We start from the raw sequence: 16,244 nt of genomic DNA, 5'->3' as shown, positions 1-16,244 counted from the left end.
GAGTTATTCCGACGTGACAAGCATAAAATACAAAAAACTTTTCGTTCGCTCACTTTTCAAACTTAACGCTTATTTATGTCGCGAATCGCCCGTTAAATGTGCGATTTCCCGCGCAAAACTGGCCACCTGCGACCAGTCGGTATAAACCACTTCTTTACGCGTATCGGTTTCACCCCCGGTCATCTTCATAATCAGGCGGATCATAAAGCGGTCATACCAGCGGTAGCGAGGGTAACGCAGCGCGCCGGCAAAGACGGCGCACAGGTCAGGCTGCCACGACGAGCTGAGTAAAAACTTGCGCGTGTAGCTGTTGGTCTGCGGCGTACGCTTCTCGGCTTTACGAGCGACAAGATTGACCGAGTAAAAGGCACCGGGCAATTTGTTGAGCACCGCCGTGTGCTTTTTCACAAAGCGATCCAGCGCCGGATGGAAATGCCCGTAACGAATTGACGCGCCAATTACCACGCGATCGTACTCCTGCCAGGCAATCTGCTCCGCACGGTTCAGGTTCACCACATCCGAGTAAATACCCAGCTCTTTTAATTCCGACGCCAGATAAGCGGCAATCTCACGCGTTTGCCCGTCTCGCGTAGAGAAAAGAATCAATGTTTTCATCAACGGCTCCTTACTCGCGCCAGAATGTAGGGGTGAACAGCACCAGCAGCGTAAAGACCTCAAGACGACCAAACAGCATATTGGCGATGAGGATCCATTTCGCGACCGGGTTCATGCTGGCAAAGTTATCCGCCACAACGCCCAGGCCGGGCCCGAGGTTATTCAATGTTGCTACGACGGACGCAAAGGCGGAGAAATCATCTACCCCCGTCGCGATAATCGCCAGCATACTGACGATAAACACCAGCGCATACGCCGAGAAGAATCCCCACACCGCTTCGAGGATACGTTCCGGCAGCGCGCGGTTCCCCAGCTTAATGCTGTAAACCGCATTCGGGTGGACCAGGCGCTTCAGCTCACGGTTGCCCTGCTTAAACAGCAGCAGAATACGAATTACCTTCAGGCCACCGCCCGTAGAACCCGCACAGCCCCCGATAAATGCCGAGCATAAAAGCAGCACCGGCAGGAACAGCGGCCAGCGCGCGATGCTGTCCGTGGTAAACCCGGCGGTCGTCGCCATCGATACCACCTGGAAGAACGCCTGATTTAGCGTGGTCAGCGCGGAGTTGTAAACATCATGGAACCACAGCACCAGGGTACAGATGATCACCAGCGTAAGCTGGACGCCAATGAACATGCGGAACTCAGGGTCACGCCAGTACACTTTCAGGCTGCGCCCGCTCAGTAAAGAGAAGTGCAGACCGTAGTTACAGCCTGAAATCAGCAGGAAAATGGCAATAATGGTGTTAATCGTTGGACTGTCGAAGTAGCCGACGCTGGCATCATGGGTGGAGAACCCGCCGATAGCGATCGTCGCAAAGCTGTGTCCGATGGCGTCGAAAGCGGGCATCCCGGCAAACCATAGCGCCAGCGCACAGGCCACCGTCAGTAAGACATAGATAAGCCAGAGGGTTTTTGCCGTCTCGGCAATACGCGGGCGCATTTTGTTATCTTTCAGCGGCCCGGGCATTTCGGCGCGATAAAGCTGCATGCCGCCAACGCCCAGAATAGGAAGAATAGCCACTGCCAGGACGATAATCCCCATCCCCCCGAACCACTGCAGCATTTGACGATAAAAGAGAATGGCGTGCGGGAGGGAATCCAGCCCCACCAGCGTCGTCGCCCCGGTGGTCGTTAAACCGGAGAAGGATTCAAAAAAGGCATCCGTGATGCTCAGGTTAGGCTGTTCAGAGAAGATAAAGGGCAGCGAACCGACGCTCCCCAGCACCGTCCAGAACAGGACCACAATCAGAAATCCTTCGCGAGATTTCAGCTCACCTTTCTGACGACGGTTTGGCCACCACAGCAGCGAGCCGATCGCCAGCGCGACAAAGAAGGTCTGGGTAAATGCCCGCCCCGCGCCGTCCCGGTAGATAAGCGCCACCAGTCCTGGGAGAATCATCGTCCCGGAAAAAAGTATGACCAGCAGTCCAACGATTCGGGTTATGGCACGAAAATGCATCTCTGCCGCTTCCTTTGGTATTCAAAAAAGTGAGGTGGGGATTATTCTTCAATCGGCAGCAATTGCAACGAACCACGACTAAAATCAGCCAGTTTTGCTGAAAAAGCAGCCAGCTCCGCCTGCGGAAGCGCCACGCGTAATTGCACCATTGCCTGATATTCACTGTGCGCGATGACGCCGTTAAACTGTTTGAGCAGCGTTTCAATGCCCGATAGCTGAGCGTAATCGCACAACAAAGTATATTCGGTGAGCGGCGTTTTGCGGGTAGTTGTGAGCATATTCAGCGCCTGCTGAACTCCCCCGCCATAGGCTTTTACCAGCCCACCTGTGCCTAACAGGATGCCGCCGTAGTAGCGCACCACCACGGCGGTAATTTCACCCACGCCGCTGCCCATCAGCTGCGAAAGCATGGGTTTACCAGCCGTGCCCGCCGGTTCACCGTCGTCGGAAAACCCCAGCTGTTGTGAATCATCCGGCGGACCTGCCACCCACGCCACACAGTGGTGACGCGCGTCAGGATGCTCAGCCCGAACGGATTCGACAAACGCCTTTGCCGCCTCTACGCCGTCGGTATGCGCCAGCAGCGTAATAAAGCGGCTTTTCTTGATTTCCTCAACAAAGGTGACCGGTTCAGCCGGTATCAGCCAGCTTTCCATCAGGCCAGCTTCAGGTCTCGCGTCATATTCTCGATACCGTTTTCGTGAACCACCACGTTATCTTCGATGCGAATACCGCCAAACGGCTTCAGCGCGTCAATTTTTTCCCAGTTGAAGTGTTTGCTGAACTGGCCTTCACGCCACGGCGCCAGCAGGGATTCGATAAAGTAGATCCCCGGTTCAATCGTCAACACCATACGCGGCTCCAGAATACGGGTGCAGCGCAGGTAAGGATATTTAGACGGTGCCGCCAGGTGCGTCCCGGTATCATCCTGCATAAAGCCCGCAACGTCGTGAACCTGCAGGCCTAGCGGGTGGCCGATACCGTGCGGCATGAATGGCCCGGTTAGATCGTTCTCGACCATCGCCTCTTCGCTCATGTCTTTCACAATCTGATGTTTACGCAGCAGTTTTGCGATACGCTGATGGAACTGGATGTGGTAATCCACATAGCTGGTTCCCGCCTTCATGGTGCCAATCAGCGCCAGCTGTTCATCGTTTACGTCTTTAATCAGTTGCGCGAAATCGGTATCCGCATTCGCCGCCCAGGTACGGGTCAGGTCGGCCGCGTAACCGTTGTACTCGGCGCCTGCGTCAAGCAGGAAGCTGCGCATCTCCGACGGTACGTGGTGATCCAGTTTGGTGTAATGAAGCACAGACGCGTGCTCATTCAGCGCGACGATATTGCTGTACGGCACGTCGGTATCACGGTGGCCTGTCGCGGTCAGATAGGCCTGATTGATGTCGAACTCGCTCATCCCCGACTGGAACGCTTCGTGCGCGGCACGGTGGCCATTCACCGCCGTTTTTTGCGCTTCACGCATGCAGTAAAGTTCGTAGTCGGTTTTATACGCGCGGTAATAGTGCAGGTAATCCAGCACCCCTTTCGGATTGAGTTTGTCTGCCGGAATATCCAGACCCAGCGCACGCTCCGGAACAGGGCCAATATAGGCGATGTTGCCCCGCGCGGCAGGCAGCTGGCTGCCAATGCCGTCCGCTTTCGGCAGTGCAATCACATCAATCTCTTCCGTCCAGAAAGAGGTCGGCAGCGGTTCTACGTTGTGCCAGTAATCGACCGGCAGGTAGAACCACAGTTTCGGCTTGTTCACGCCATCCACCAGCAGCCAGCAATTTGGAACCTGAGTCACCGGCACCCAGGCTTTAAACTGCGGGTTCACCTTAAACGGATAAGCGTGGTCATCCAGAAAGGTATTCATCAGCTCGCCGGAGTGGATCAGCAGCGCATCCAGCTTAAAGCGGGCCAGTACATCGCGGGTACGTTCCTGTAGGGTAACGATATGATTTTTATAAAGCGAAGCCAGTGAGTCCATCATTCTTCCTTTCGTTTTTTTGACCTCAAGTCATCGCATCTTAGCACACCTCACTCCGGCTGCGTGATTTCCACCGACCGTGATCAACGCAGCATTTTCTTAATGAGTAATTTGCATTTTATTAACATAAATCCCACACTCCGATTCATCTGGTATGACCAGATCCAATTGCTGGATTCAGGAGACTGACATGCTCTACAAAGGCGACACCCTGTACCTCAACTGGCTGGAAGATGGCATTGCCGAACTGGTGTTCGATGCTCCCGGCTCAGTGAACAAGCTTGATACCGCGACGGTGGCCAGTCTTGGCCAGGCGCTGGATGTTCTTGAAAAACAACCTGAATTAAAAGGGCTGCTGCTGCGTTCGAACAAAGCGGCCTTTATTGTCGGTGCCGATATCACCGAGTTTCTTTCGCTGTTCCTGGTCCCGGAAGAACAGCTGAGCCAGTGGCTGCACTTTGCCAACAGCGTCTTTAATCGTCTGGAAGATCTGCCTGTCCCGACCATTTCCGCCGTTAACGGCTACGCGCTGGGCGGCGGCTGCGAGTGCGTACTGGCGACCGACTACCGTCTGGCGACGCCGGACCTGCGCATCGGCCTGCCGGAAACCAGGCTGGGCATCATGCCGGGCTTTGGCGGCTCCGTGCGTATGCCGCGCATGCTGGGTGCAGACAGCGCGCTGGAGATCATTGCCGCAGGTAAAGACGTCGGCGCAGAACAGGCGCAGAAAATCGGCCTGGTCGACGGCGTCGTGAAGCCAGAGAAACTGGTTGAAGGCGCACTCGCCATTCTGCGTCAGGCCATTAACGGCGATCTCGACTGGAAAGCCAAACGCCAGCCTAAGCTGGAGCCGTTAAAACTCAGCAAGATTGAAGCCACCATGAGCTTCACCATCGCCAAAGGCATGGTCATGCAGACGGCGGGTAAACACTACCCGGCGCCGATCACGGCGGTGAAAACCATTGAAGCGGCTGCTCGTCTCGGACGCGACGAGGCGCTGAAGCTCGAAAATCAGAGCTTTGTCCCTCTGGCGCACACCAATGAAGCTCGCGCGCTGGTCGGTATCTTCCTCAACGATCAGTTCGTGAAGGGTAAAGCCAAACAGCTGACCAAAAACGTTGAGACGCCAAAACATGCGGCGGTACTCGGCGCCGGCATTATGGGTGGCGGTATCGCTTACCAGTCCGCCTGGAAAGGCGTGCCGGTAGTGATGAAAGACATCAGCGAGAAATCCCTGACGCTGGGCATGACCGAAGCGGCCAAGCTGCTGAATAAACAGCTGGAGCGCGGAAAAATTGACGGGCTGAAGCTTGCAGGCGTGATCTCCACCATTCAGCCCGTGCTGGAATACAGCGGTTTCGACCGTGTCGACGTAGTAGTCGAAGCCGTCGTCGAGAACCCGAAAGTCAAAAAAGCGGTGCTGGCAGAAACGGAAGATAAAGTTCGTCCTGAGACCGTGCTGGCTTCAAACACCTCCACCATTCCAATCAGCGAACTGGCGAGCGTGTTGAAGCGTCCGGAAAACTTCTGCGGGATGCACTTCTTCAACCCGGTACACCGTATGCCGCTGGTCGAAGTGATCCGCGGGGAAAAAACCTCTGACGAAACCATCGCTAAAGTGGTGGCATGGGCCAGCAAGATGGGCAAAACGCCGATCGTTGTTAACGACTGCCCGGGCTTCTTCGTCAACCGCGTGCTGTTCCCTTACTTCGCCGGCTTCAGCCAGCTGCTGCGCGACGGTGCAGACTTCCGCAAAATCGACAAAGTGATGGAAAAACAGTTCGGCTGGCCGATGGGCCCGGCGTATCTGCTGGACGTGGTCGGCATTGATACCGCTCACCACGCTCAGGCGGTGATGGCGGCAGGCTTCCCGCAGCGTATGCAGAAAGATTATCGCGACGCCATTGACGCTCTGTTCGACGCTAACCGCTTCGGCCAGAAAAACGGCCTGGGCTTCTGGCGCTATAAAGAAGACAGCAAAGGCAAACCGAAGAAAGAAGAAGATGCCGTGGTGGACGGCCTGCTGGCCGATGTAAGCCAGCCGAAACGCGACTTCACCGACGATGAGATCATCGCCCGCATGATGATCCCGATGATCAACGAAGTGGTGCGTTGCCTTGAAGAAGGCATCATCGCCAGCCCGGCAGAAGCCGATATGGCGCTGGTGTACGGCCTGGGCTTCCCTCCGTTCCACGGCGGCGCGTTCCGCTGGCTGGACACGCTCGGCAGCGCCCGCTATCTCGATATGGCTCAGCAGTATCAGCACCTCGGCCCGCTTTATGAGGTGCCGGAAGGGCTGCGTAACAAAGCGCGCCATAACGAACCCTACTATCCAGCAGTTGAGCCAGCCCGTCCGGTTGGCGAGCTGAAAACGGCTTAAGGAGTCACAATGGAAAAGGTTGTCATTGTTGATGCGATTCGCACCCCGATGGGCCGTTCAAAAGGCGGTGCATTCCGTAACGTGCGTGCGGAAGACCTCTCCGCGCATCTGATGCGTAGCCTGCTGGCGCGTAACCCGGCGCTGGATCCTGCTGCGCTGGACGATATCTACTGGGGCTGCGTGCAGCAGACTCTGGAGCAAGGTTTCAACATCGCCCGTAACGCGTCGCTGCTGGCGGAGATCCCGCATTCGGTTCCGGCTGTCACCGTGAACCGCCTGTGCGGTTCATCAATGCAGGCGCTGCACGACGCGGCGCGGATGATCATGACCGGTGATGCGCAGGCCTGCCTGGTGGGCGGCGTTGAGCACATGGGGCACGTGCCGATGAGCCACGGGGTCGATTTCCACCCTGGCATGAGCCGTAACGTGGCGAAAGCCGCGGGGATGATGGGTCTGACCGCCGAGATGCTCTCTCGTCTGCACGGCATTAGCCGTGATATGCAGGATGCCTTTGCCGCGCGCTCTCACGCTCGCGCATGGGCGGCGACGCAGTCCGGTGCCTTTAAGAATGAGATCATCCCGACCGGCGGCCACGACGCAGACGGCGTACTGAAGCAGTTCAGCTACGACGAAGTCATCCGCCCGGAAACCACCGTAGAAGCGCTTTCTACCCTGCGCCCTGCGTTTGATCCGGTCACCGGTACGGTAACAGCAGGTACTTCGTCGGCGCTGTCCGACGGTGCCGCCGCGATGCTGGTGATGAGCGAAAGCCGTGCCCGCGAGCTGGGCTTAACGCCTCGCGCACGGGTACGTTCGATGGCGGTCGTGGGCTGCGATCCTTCAATCATGGGTTACGGCCCGGTTCCGGCCTCGAAGCTGGCGCTGAAAAAAGCGGGATTAACCGCCAGCGACATCGACCTGTTTGAAATGAACGAAGCGTTCGCCGCGCAGATCCTGCCGTGCATTAAAGATCTGGGGCTGATGGAGCAGATCGACGAGAAGATTAACCTCAACGGCGGCGCGATCGCCCTCGGCCACCCGCTGGGCTGCTCCGGGGCGCGTATCAGCACGACGCTTATCAACCTGATGGAACGCAAAGATGCCCAGTTTGGTCTGGCAACGATGTGTATCGGGCTGGGTCAGGGTATCGCGACGGTGTTTGAGAGAGTGTAAATCAGGAAAAGTATCTCAAAGCCAATGGCGTCAGAACAAGGCGGCAAGCGAGCGAATCCCGATGAGCTTACTCAAGTAAGTGATTCGGGTGAACGAGCGCAGCCAACGCAGTTATGGCGTCATTGGCGAAGAGAGACAGTTTAGTTGCCGTTCTTCCCGCCTGTCAGGGGCGGGTTTTTTATTTAAATGAAGGCAAACGCATCGCCAAACAGGCGGTCTTCACGCGCGTCACGTTCGTTGCAGAACAGGTCGCGGGCAATTTTCGCCATCTCAAAACGGCCAGCGATATAGATATCGTGCCCTGCCAGCGTGCCGTGATCCTGCAGCACCGCCGTCAGCACCGTCCCGCTGCGACCACGCCAGCCCTCTTCCGGCTGCTCAACCACCGGCTCAATGCGCAGGTTAGGATGGGTTACGCTCAGCGCTTCCAGCTCAGACAGGTCGTACAGATGTTTCTCTTCGCGGCCACCCCAGTAAATGGTGATGTCACGGTCCGGGTTACGCGCCAGGGCGGTCAACAGAATAGAGCGCACATAAGAGAAGCCCGTACCGCCAGCGATCAGGATCAGCGGACGGTCTTCGTCATCGCGCAGCCACGCATCGCCGTGCGGAATATCCACCACGATTTCACGTTCCTTCAGGATCCGATCCATCACCGCCATCGCATACAGGTTAAGCTCTGACGCACCAATATGAAGCTCAATAAATTCCTGCTCCGCTGGCGTTGAGGCCATAGAGAAAGGACGCTTATCACGCTCATCCATCACAACCATCAGGTACTGACCCGCGCGGAAAGAGAATGGCGCTTCTGGCACTAAACGGACGCGATATACGGTGTCGGTGATGGCATCTACCGAGGTCACTTTACAGCTTAAGGTTGTCATTCGCTCTCTCTGTCGGGAAGTCTATAGGGCTTAACGGTCAGCTCAGGGTTTACCGTTATTCATTATGGCCAGCTCGTCCCAGATCGCGTCAATTCGCGCGGTCACTGCAGGATCTTTTTTGATCGGGCGACCCCATTCACGGTCGGTTTCGCCAGGCCATTTATTTGTGGCATCCAGTCCCATCTTTGAGCCAAGGCCGGAAACCGGCGAGGCAAAATCCAGGTAATCTATCGGCGTATTTTCGACTAACACCGTATCGCGCGCCGGGTCCATTCGCGTGGTAATGGCCCAGATTACGTCATTCCAGTCGCGGGCGTTAACGTCATCATCGCAGACAATAACAAATTTGGTATACATAAACTGGCGCAGGAAAGACCATACGCCCATCATCACGCGTTTAGCATGACCAGGATACTGCTTCTTCATCGTGACCACCGCCATGCGATACGAGCATCCTTCAGGCGGCAGATAAAAATCAACAATTTCCGGGAACTGCTTTTGCAGGATCGGCACAAACACTTCATTCAGCGCCACGCCCAGCACCGCCGGTTCATCCGGTGGACGTCCGGTATACGTGGAGTGATAAATCGCATCTTCACGCTGCGTAATGTGCGTCACGGTAAACACCGGGAAGTTATCCACTTCGTTGTAATAGCCGGTGTGGTCGCCGTAAGGGCCTTCTGGCGCCATTTCACCCTGTTCAAGGTAACCTTCCAGCACAATTTCCGCACTGGCCGGAACTTCGAGATCGTTAGAGATACACTTCACGACTTCGGTTTTCGTTCCACGCAGCAGGCCTGCAAATGCATATTCAGAGAGCGTATCCGGCACCGGCGTGACGGCTCCCAGAATGGTGGCCGGATCGGCGCCTAAGGCGACAGACACCGGGAAACGCTCCCCCGGATGCGCAGCGCACCACTCCTGGAAATCCAGCGCGCCGCCGCGATGCGACAACCAGCGCATGATCAGTTTATTCTTGCCAATCAACTGCTGGCGGTAAATACCGAGGTTTTGCCGCTCTTTGTGCGGGCCGCGCGTAACGGTCAGCCCCCAGGTGATAAGCGGAGCGGCATCTTCAGGCCAGCACTGCATGATGGGGATTTTGGTAAGATCAACCGCATCACCTTCGAGCACTTTCTGCTGGCACGGCGCGCCGCGCAGGCGTTTGGTGGGCATGTTCAGCACCTGCTTAAACTGCGGCAGCTTGTCGAACAGATCGCGGAAGCCTTTCGGTGGCTCCGGCTCTTTCAGAAACGCCAGCAGTTTACCGACTTCACGCAGCGCAGAGACGTCTTCCTGCCCCATTCCCAGTGCAACACGACGCGGTGTACCAAACAGGTTGCACAGCACCGGCATGGAGTAACCTTTCGGATTTTCAAACAGTAATGCGGGGCCACCGGCACGCAGGGTGCGGTCAGCAATTTCTGTCATCTCCAGATAAGGATCGACAGGAAGTGTAATACGTTTGAGTTCACCCTGCTTTTCCAGCAGCGTCAGGAAGTCGCGGAGATCGTGGTATTTCATGCAGTTAATCATGGCCTCTCTGTAAGCGCTTCATTATACGGCGTAAGCCTGCTTGATGCTGTAATTTTGTTAAATAAGCGTGAACTTATGCGTTCTGTTCCATTTTCCCCCATTATAATCAACTTAGCGATCCCGCCAGGGTTTTGATATGCTTGCGCCCCGAACTAAGGGAAAGAGTGATTATGCAGGCCTGGTATTTACTGTATTGCAAACGCGGGCAACTTCAGCGCGCGCAGGAACATCTTGAACGTCAGTCTGTAAATTGCCTGACACCCGTGATCACGCTTGAAAAAATGCAGCGCGGGAAGCGCACAACCGTCAGTGAGCCGTTGTTCCCGAACTACCTGTTTGTGGAGTTCGACCCGGAAGTCATCCACACCACCACCATCAGCGCAACGCGCGGCGTCAGCCACTTCGTTCGTTTTGGTGCCCACCCGGCAACGGTTCCGTCGACGGTCATTCATCAGCTGTCAATTTATCAACAACCTGAAGGGATCACCGACCCCGAAACCCCTTACAGCGGCGATAGCGTCGTGATTACCGAAGGCGCTTTCGAAGGCCTGCAGGCGATTTTTGCCGAGCCGGACGGGGAAGCGCGCTCTATGCTGTTGCTCAATCTGCTGAACAAGCAGGTGCTGCAGAGCGTTAAAAACACCGACTTCCGCAAGCTTTAAACGTTTATCCCGAACAGATTACGCACGTTGTCATCCGTCTGCGCCGAAAGCCAGTGCGGATCCTCTCCGCGCCACTTCGCGACGCTCTCAACAATGTGCCCCAGATACGCGGGCTCATTTCGCCGCGATGCCGGTTTGGGTTTCATGTCGCGCGGTAGCAGATAAGGCGCATCGGTTTCGAGGAGCAGCCGGTCAGCCGGGATTACCGGCAATAGCTCACGAAGTTCAAGCCCGCGACGCTCATCGCACACCCAGCCGGTAATACCCAGATAAAGCCCTCGCGCCAGGCAATCCAGCGCTTCCTGCCGTGAACCGGTGAAACAGTGCAATACCGCGCCGGGCAGTTTCTCCAGCCACGGATCCAGAAGAGCCAGGAAACGCTCATGCGCGTCGCGGCAGTGCATAAATACGGGCATTCCAAGCTCTGCCGCCAGCGCAAGCTGGGCAGTAAACGCCTTTTCCTGCTCTTCAGGCGTGGAAAAGTTACGGTTGAAATCGAGACCGCATTCGCCGATCGCCACAACGTCTGGCGTCTTCGCCAGCCTGTACAGGATGTCGCCACTTTCCGCGGTCCACTGGCTGCTGTCGTGAGGATGCACGCCAGCAGTAGACCAACAGCGATCGTAGCGTTGCGCCAGCTGCTGCGCCTGCTCGCTCTCATGCAGGTTGGTGCCCGTCAGCAGCAGTCCTTTCACCCCGGCGGCAAACGCACGCGCAACCACCTCATCACGATCTTTCGCAAACTGCGAGCTGGTCAGGTTGAGTCCGATATCAAACATGCAAATCCCCATATAACAACCGCCCTGACGGGCGGCTGGTTTTACTCTTCAGTGGTCTTGTCGGACGTATCGTCTTCGTCATCCGCTCGACGTCCTTTACCCACGTAGAAACGCGAGAAGAAAACGCCGACCTCAAACAGACAGTACATCGGTATGGCCAGCAGCGTCTGCGAGAACACATCCGGCGGTGTCAGCAGCATGCCGACAACAAATGCGCCCACAAGGATATACGGACGCTTCTTACGCAGGTCATCCGGGGTCGTTACTCCTACCCAGCAGAGCAGCACAATAGCCACCGGCACTTCGAATGCCACGCCAAACGCCATAAACAGCGCCATCACAAAGCTGAGGTAGCTGGCGATATCCGTCGACACCTGGACCCCTTCCGGCGCGGTATGCGTCAGGAAGCCGAAGGCCAGCGGGAAGACAACGAAATAGGCAAACGCCATGCCGATATAGAACAGCAGCGAGCTGGACACCAGCAGCGGGATCACCAGCTTGCGTTCATGCTTATACAGCGCGGGCGCCACAAACGCCCACACCTGATAAAGAATGACCGGTGCAGAAGCAATCAACGACACCCAGAAGGTCAGCTTGATGGGGGTAAAGAACGGCGAAGCAACGTCTGTTGCAATCATCGTTGCGCCCAGCGGCATCTGCTTGATCAGCGGCGCAGAGACCACCTGATAGATATCGTTGGCAAAATAGACCAGGCACAGGAATATGAGTAAAACCGCAATAATGCAGTTTAACAGGCGCTTACGCAGCTCAATGAGGTGCGTAATCAGCGGTTGAGTATCATCTACTGCCATGTTTACGCTTTATCACTCGACGAGGGGGATGATTCGGAAACGGACGCAGCGGGCTTCACTTCCGCCGCTTTTGCTACCGGCTCTTCCGGCTGCGCCTGTTTTTTCAGTTCGGTTTCCTGCGGCGTCTGTTCTGGCGCGGCAGCCTGATGTTCAGCGCTGGCAGGCGTTACGCCCTCGCGCTGCTCCTCGCTGCCCTTCACCACCGGGTTATGGATGGTGTTCGCTTCATCGCTCGCTTTTTCAGGATCGTTAACGCTATAGGAGCGCTTCATCGATTCTGCCGCTTCGCGCAGCTCATCCATTGACGCTTTCAGTTCCGGCGTCAGGTTATCCATGCTCGCCTTCTCGACCTTTTTCAGGCTTTCCTGAAATTCCTGCAGCTTAAGCTCCTGCGCCAGTTCATTCTGAACGGTCGATGCCAGAGATCTCAGCGCACGAACCCAGCCCGCAACGGTTTTCACTGCCACCGGCAGACGCTGCGGCCCCAGCACAATCAGGCCAATCACAAAGACCAGCAGGAGCTCACTAAAACCAATGTCGAACACGACTTACACCTGCTCTTTATCGTGGCGTTTAGCGTCTTCCTTTTTGGCTTCTTCTTGCTTGTCGGCGATGGATTTAGCAGTAAAGTCAGCGTCCTGGCTGGTTTTATCCTGCTTGCTCTCATCATCGCTCATCGCTTTCTTGAAGCCTTTGATAGACGCGCCCAGATCGGAACCAATAGAACCGAGCTTTTTGGTGCCAAACAGCAGCACGACGATGACGGCAATGATCAACAATTGCCAGATACTGATACCACCCATACATGTTCCTCAGGGATAGATGATTAATGAGTCAGGCCGCATTATACGTATGCGACCCGTCGATAGCGACGCACGCTCAGCGCGTTTTTCGCCAGCCTGCTAGCCAGACTACCACTCCGCCAGCCATCAGCCAGGCGGGCATCATCTGCCAGTCCGGACGGTTGATCAGCAGCAGCGTACCGCTCAGCAGCAGCGTTGCGCCAATCCCAAAGAGATAGCGTGACTGTCCCTGGCGAACACGGCTGGACTGAAGTTCGCGGGCGATTTTATCCATGCTGTGCTGAAGGTTCTTGCTCTGACGCAAACTGTCATAAACCAGTTCAGGAATTTCAGGCATTTTTTCTATCCAGAACGGGCCTTTCTCTTTCAGCGAGCGCACCAGCGCCGGAATGCCAACCTGATCCTTAATCCAGGATTCAAGGAAAGGTTTCGCGGTCTTCCACAAGTCTAACTGAGGATAGAGCTGTCGGCCTACACCCTCAACGTAAAGTAATGTTTTCTGAAGTAAAACAAGCTGTGGCTGAACTTCCATATTAAAGCGGCGAGCCGTGTTGAACAGGTTTAACAGCACATGCCCGAAGGAAATTTCCGCCAGCGGTTTTTCAAAAATCGGTTCACAAACGGTCCGGATCGCGAACTCGAACTCTTCGACGTTGGTGTCCGGCGGCACCCAGCCGGAATCGACGTGCAGCTCGGCCACCTTACGGTAGTCGCGGTTGAAAAACGCGATGAAGTTCTCAGCCAGATACCGTTTATCTTCTTTGTTCAGCGATCCCACAATCCCGCAGTCGATACCGATATACTTCGGATCCTCAGGATGTTCGTAGCTCACGAAGATATTGCCCGGATGCATGTCCGCATGGAAAAAGCTGTCGCGGAACACCTGGGTAAAGAAGACCTGTACGCCTCGTTCAGCCAGGAGCTTCATGTTCGTTCCCTGTTTCTCCAGGGCGACCACATCCGAAACCGGAATACCGTAGATACGTTCCATCACCATCATGTTCTGGCTGCAGTAGTCAGAATAGACTTCAGGTACATAGAGCATCGGGCTGTTTTCAAAGTTGCGACGCAGCTGAATGGCGTTTGCCGATTCGCGCAGCAGGTTAAGCTCATCAATCAGCGTTTTTTCATATTCCCGCACCACTTCCAGTGGACGAAGGCGACGCCCGTCCGGCAGCAAGCGTGGCACCCAGCGCGCCAGCCGATAAATCAGTTTCATGTCCGCTTTGATGACTGGCAGGATGTCCGGACGAATGACTTTAATAACGACTTCTTTGCCGTTTTCTTTCAGACGCGCGGTGTGCACCTGCGCGATAGAGGCCGATGCCAGTGGCTTAATGTCGAAATCGTCAAACCAGGTCTCGACGGGGACATTTCCCATCGCCTCTTCAATTTGCTTTTTCGCGCGCGCGCCGTCAAACGGTGCGACGCGATCCTGCAGCATCGCAAGCTCATCGGCAATCAGAGGCGGGAAGAGATCGCGGCGGGTCGACAGCATCTGTCCGAATTTAATCCAAACCGGGCCGAGCTCCTGCAGCGCCAGGCGCAGACGCTCACCCAGCGGTTGACCTTTATGGCGATTGGGCATCCAGAAGAGCATCCGCCGCCAGATACGAAGCGGCAGCGTGATACGCATTTTGGGGATAAGCTCGTCGAGCCCGTAGCTCAAAAAGGTGCGAATAATAAAATAGAGGCGCCGAATTTCACCAGGCGTCATTTGCCCTCCAGTTTTTCCAGCCGTTTGGTTAACGCATCAACCGCACGTTCAACAGCAGCGGTCTCTTCCGCAAACCATGCAACTTCCAGTGGCCCAGGCGCCATTCGCCACTCCTCAGTCAGCACTTCCGCCGCATAGCGTTGCTGGCGCTGAAGGTTTTTACGCGCAAAGGAGGCGCCACCATGAAGGATTTTCCCGATGCCTTCGGCGGCAATGTCGCCGATAAAAGGCGCGAGCAGCTCTGCCGGGTCGAACTCCGCCAGATCGGTGAGCGCAACGAAGTTCTGCACGACCTGAATGTCGCCTTCCACTTCCAGCTCACCGCTGCGGATAAGCGCCGTTAATTGCTGGCGATCGCGCAGTTTTGGAAGCACGCTCATGTGCGTGATGACCGAGCAGTCGGCTTCACCTTCCCACGCCCCCAGAACGTCAAGCTGGCGTTCGCTGAATACCAGCACAAGCGGCGTCGAGAACTCTTTTAAAACAATACGTAATACCTTTCCGTTAAGCCGCTGACGTGCAGCTTTCAGCGCAGGGGCGCGATACAGAAAAGCGTTCAGTACATTCTCGATGCCTGCGGAGACTAAGGGTTTAAAGGGCACGGGACACCTCCACTCAGAATTTGTAACCGCGATGCAGCGCGACGACACCCGCCGTCAGGTTGAAATATTCAACGTTCTCAAATTCCGCGTCCTGCATCATGGCTTTTAATGTGTCCTGATCCGGGTGCATACGGATAGATTCCGCCAGATAGCGGTAGCTTTCAGCGTCGTTAGCCACCAGCTCACCAATACGCGGCAGCACGTGGAAGGAATAGGCGTCGTAGGCTTTGCTCAGCGGCTCAATGATCGGTTTAGAGAACTCGAGCACCAGCAGACGTCCACCCGGCTTCAGCACGCGGTACATGGAGCGCAGCGCTTTTTCTTTATCGGTCACGTTACGCAGACCGAAAGAGATCGTGATGCAGTCAAAGGTATTGTCCGGGAATGGCAGCGCTTCAGCATTTGCCTGTACATACTCCACATTCCCCACCACGCCGATGTTACGCAGCTTTTCGCGTCCCATTTTCAGCATGGAGTCATTAATATCGGCGAGAACTACGCGACCGGTTTCGCCCACCAGACGGGAGAATTTCGCGGTTAAATCGCCCGTGCCACCGGCTAAATCCAGCACCGTTTGTCCACGACGTACGCCGCTGCAGTCAATGGTGAAGCGCTTCCACAAGCGATGAATGCCGAACGACATCAGGTCATTCATCACATCGTACTTCGCCGCCACGGAATGAAATACGTGGGCCACCATGTCAGCTTTCTGCGCTTTGGCGACAGTCTGAAAGCCAAAGTGCGTTGTGTCTTGTGAATCGTCAGCCATCTCAGAGCCTGCTTATCAGTAAAATGTTCGTGAAGTGTAACAGATTGGGCGCGTTTGCCCTAC

Annotated in this window: 16 protein-coding genes; 3 read left to right on the top strand and 13 right to left on the bottom strand. The window is 55.8% G+C overall.

Translation table 11 applies throughout. The features are described 5' to 3' along the window. Positions 1-69: 69 nt before the first annotated feature. From hemG to pepQ, 4 genes are read right to left on the bottom strand one after another with little or no spacing between them, the layout of a single operon-like run. Positions 70-615 (bottom strand): menaquinone-dependent protoporphyrinogen IX dehydrogenase, encoded by a 546-nt coding sequence (gene hemG, locus IM317_RS06305; RefSeq protein WP_033146882.1) that lies wholly within the window; start codon positions 613-615, stop codon positions 70-72. A gap of 10 nt (positions 616-625) precedes the next feature. Continuing rightward, complete coding sequence (gene trkH, locus IM317_RS06300) at positions 626-2,077, bottom strand: Trk system potassium transporter TrkH (RefSeq protein WP_023309600.1); 1,452 nt, start codon at positions 2,075-2,077, stop codon at positions 626-628. Positions 2,078-2,118: 41 nt separating this feature from the next. Further along, positions 2,119-2,733, bottom strand: a complete 615-nt coding sequence (locus IM317_RS06295) for an IMPACT family protein (RefSeq protein ID WP_033146883.1) — start codon at positions 2,731-2,733, stop codon at positions 2,119-2,121. Beyond that, positions 2,733-4,064: a Xaa-Pro dipeptidase gene (gene pepQ, locus IM317_RS06290; protein WP_033146884.1), complete on the bottom strand. Its 1,332-nt coding sequence runs from the start codon at positions 4,062-4,064 to the stop codon at positions 2,733-2,735. Before pepQ ends, IM317_RS06295 begins: the two co-directional genes overlap by 1 nt. 190 nt (positions 4,065-4,254) lie before the next feature. Between pepQ and fadB the strand changes: the two genes are divergently transcribed. Further along, positions 4,255-6,444, top strand: coding sequence for a fatty acid oxidation complex subunit alpha FadB (fadB, locus tag IM317_RS06285; RefSeq protein ID WP_033146885.1), 2,190 nt, complete (start codon positions 4,255-4,257; stop codon positions 6,442-6,444). Positions 6,445-6,453: 9 nt separating this feature from the next. Continuing rightward, a complete protein-coding gene (fadA, locus tag IM317_RS06280; RefSeq protein ID WP_033146886.1) occupies positions 6,454-7,617 on the top strand; it encodes an acetyl-CoA C-acyltransferase FadA in 1,164 nt (387 codons plus the stop codon). Between the two features lie 182 nt (positions 7,618-7,799). Here the strand turns inward: fadA and fre are convergent, their stop codons facing one another. Further along, positions 7,800-8,501: an NAD(P)H-flavin reductase gene (gene fre / locus IM317_RS06275; protein WP_008501516.1), complete on the bottom strand. Its 702-nt coding sequence runs from the start codon at positions 8,499-8,501 to the stop codon at positions 7,800-7,802. Positions 8,502-8,543: 42 nt separating this feature from the next. Beyond that, on the bottom strand, positions 8,544-10,034 hold the full coding sequence (gene ubiD / locus IM317_RS06270) for a 4-hydroxy-3-polyprenylbenzoate decarboxylase (RefSeq protein WP_161496003.1): 1,491 nt from the start codon (positions 10,032-10,034) through the stop codon (positions 8,544-8,546). 173 nt (positions 10,035-10,207) lie between these two features. Here ubiD and rfaH point away from each other — a divergent pair, with 173 nt between their 5' ends. Continuing rightward, positions 10,208-10,699, top strand: coding sequence for a transcription/translation regulatory transformer protein RfaH (rfaH, locus tag IM317_RS06265; RefSeq protein WP_033146887.1), 492 nt, complete (start codon positions 10,208-10,210; stop codon positions 10,697-10,699). Here rfaH and tatD read toward each other — a convergent pair. The 7 genes from tatD to ubiE form a co-directional block, all read right to left on the bottom strand. Next, entirely contained in the window at positions 10,696-11,478 is a 783-nt protein-coding gene (gene tatD / locus IM317_RS06260; protein WP_033146888.1) for a 3'-5' ssDNA/RNA exonuclease TatD, read from the bottom strand. The genes rfaH and tatD overlap by 4 nt on opposite strands. A gap of 41 nt (positions 11,479-11,519) precedes the next feature. Beyond that, a complete protein-coding gene (gene tatC, locus IM317_RS06255) occupies positions 11,520-12,290 on the bottom strand; it encodes a Sec-independent protein translocase subunit TatC (RefSeq protein WP_023309607.1) in 771 nt (256 codons plus the stop codon). A gap of 2 nt (positions 12,291-12,292) precedes the next feature. Beyond that, complete coding sequence (gene tatB, locus IM317_RS06250; protein ID WP_032662846.1) at positions 12,293-12,835, bottom strand: Sec-independent protein translocase protein TatB; 543 nt, start codon at positions 12,833-12,835, stop codon at positions 12,293-12,295. Positions 12,836-12,838: 3 nt separating this feature from the next. Further along, a complete protein-coding gene (gene tatA, locus IM317_RS06245) occupies positions 12,839-13,093 on the bottom strand; it encodes a Sec-independent protein translocase subunit TatA (protein WP_024908000.1) in 255 nt (84 codons plus the stop codon). A 76-nt stretch (positions 13,094-13,169) separates the two neighbouring features. Then, entirely contained in the window at positions 13,170-14,810 is a 1,641-nt protein-coding gene (gene ubiB / locus IM317_RS06240; RefSeq protein ID WP_029741825.1) for a ubiquinone biosynthesis regulatory protein kinase UbiB, read from the bottom strand. Next, positions 14,807-15,412, bottom strand: a complete 606-nt coding sequence (gene ubiJ, locus IM317_RS06235; protein WP_033146889.1) for a ubiquinone biosynthesis protein UbiJ — start codon at positions 15,410-15,412, stop codon at positions 14,807-14,809. The genes ubiB and ubiJ overlap by 4 nt, the downstream gene beginning before the upstream one ends. A gap of 13 nt (positions 15,413-15,425) precedes the next feature. Further along, a complete protein-coding gene (gene ubiE, locus IM317_RS06230) occupies positions 15,426-16,181 on the bottom strand; it encodes a bifunctional demethylmenaquinone methyltransferase/2-methoxy-6-polyprenyl-1,4-benzoquinol methylase UbiE (protein ID WP_023309612.1) in 756 nt (251 codons plus the stop codon). Between the last annotated feature and the right edge of the window lie 63 nt (positions 16,182-16,244).

Origin of the sequence: Enterobacter cloacae complex sp. S3 (genome assembly GCF_014930495.1) — a bacterium.
GTDB classification, from domain to species: domain Bacteria; phylum Pseudomonadota; class Gammaproteobacteria; order Enterobacterales; family Enterobacteriaceae; genus Enterobacter; species Enterobacter asburiae_B.
Note: the sequence above shows the minus strand (reverse complement) of the source record. Positions and strands in the feature narration are given on the sequence as shown.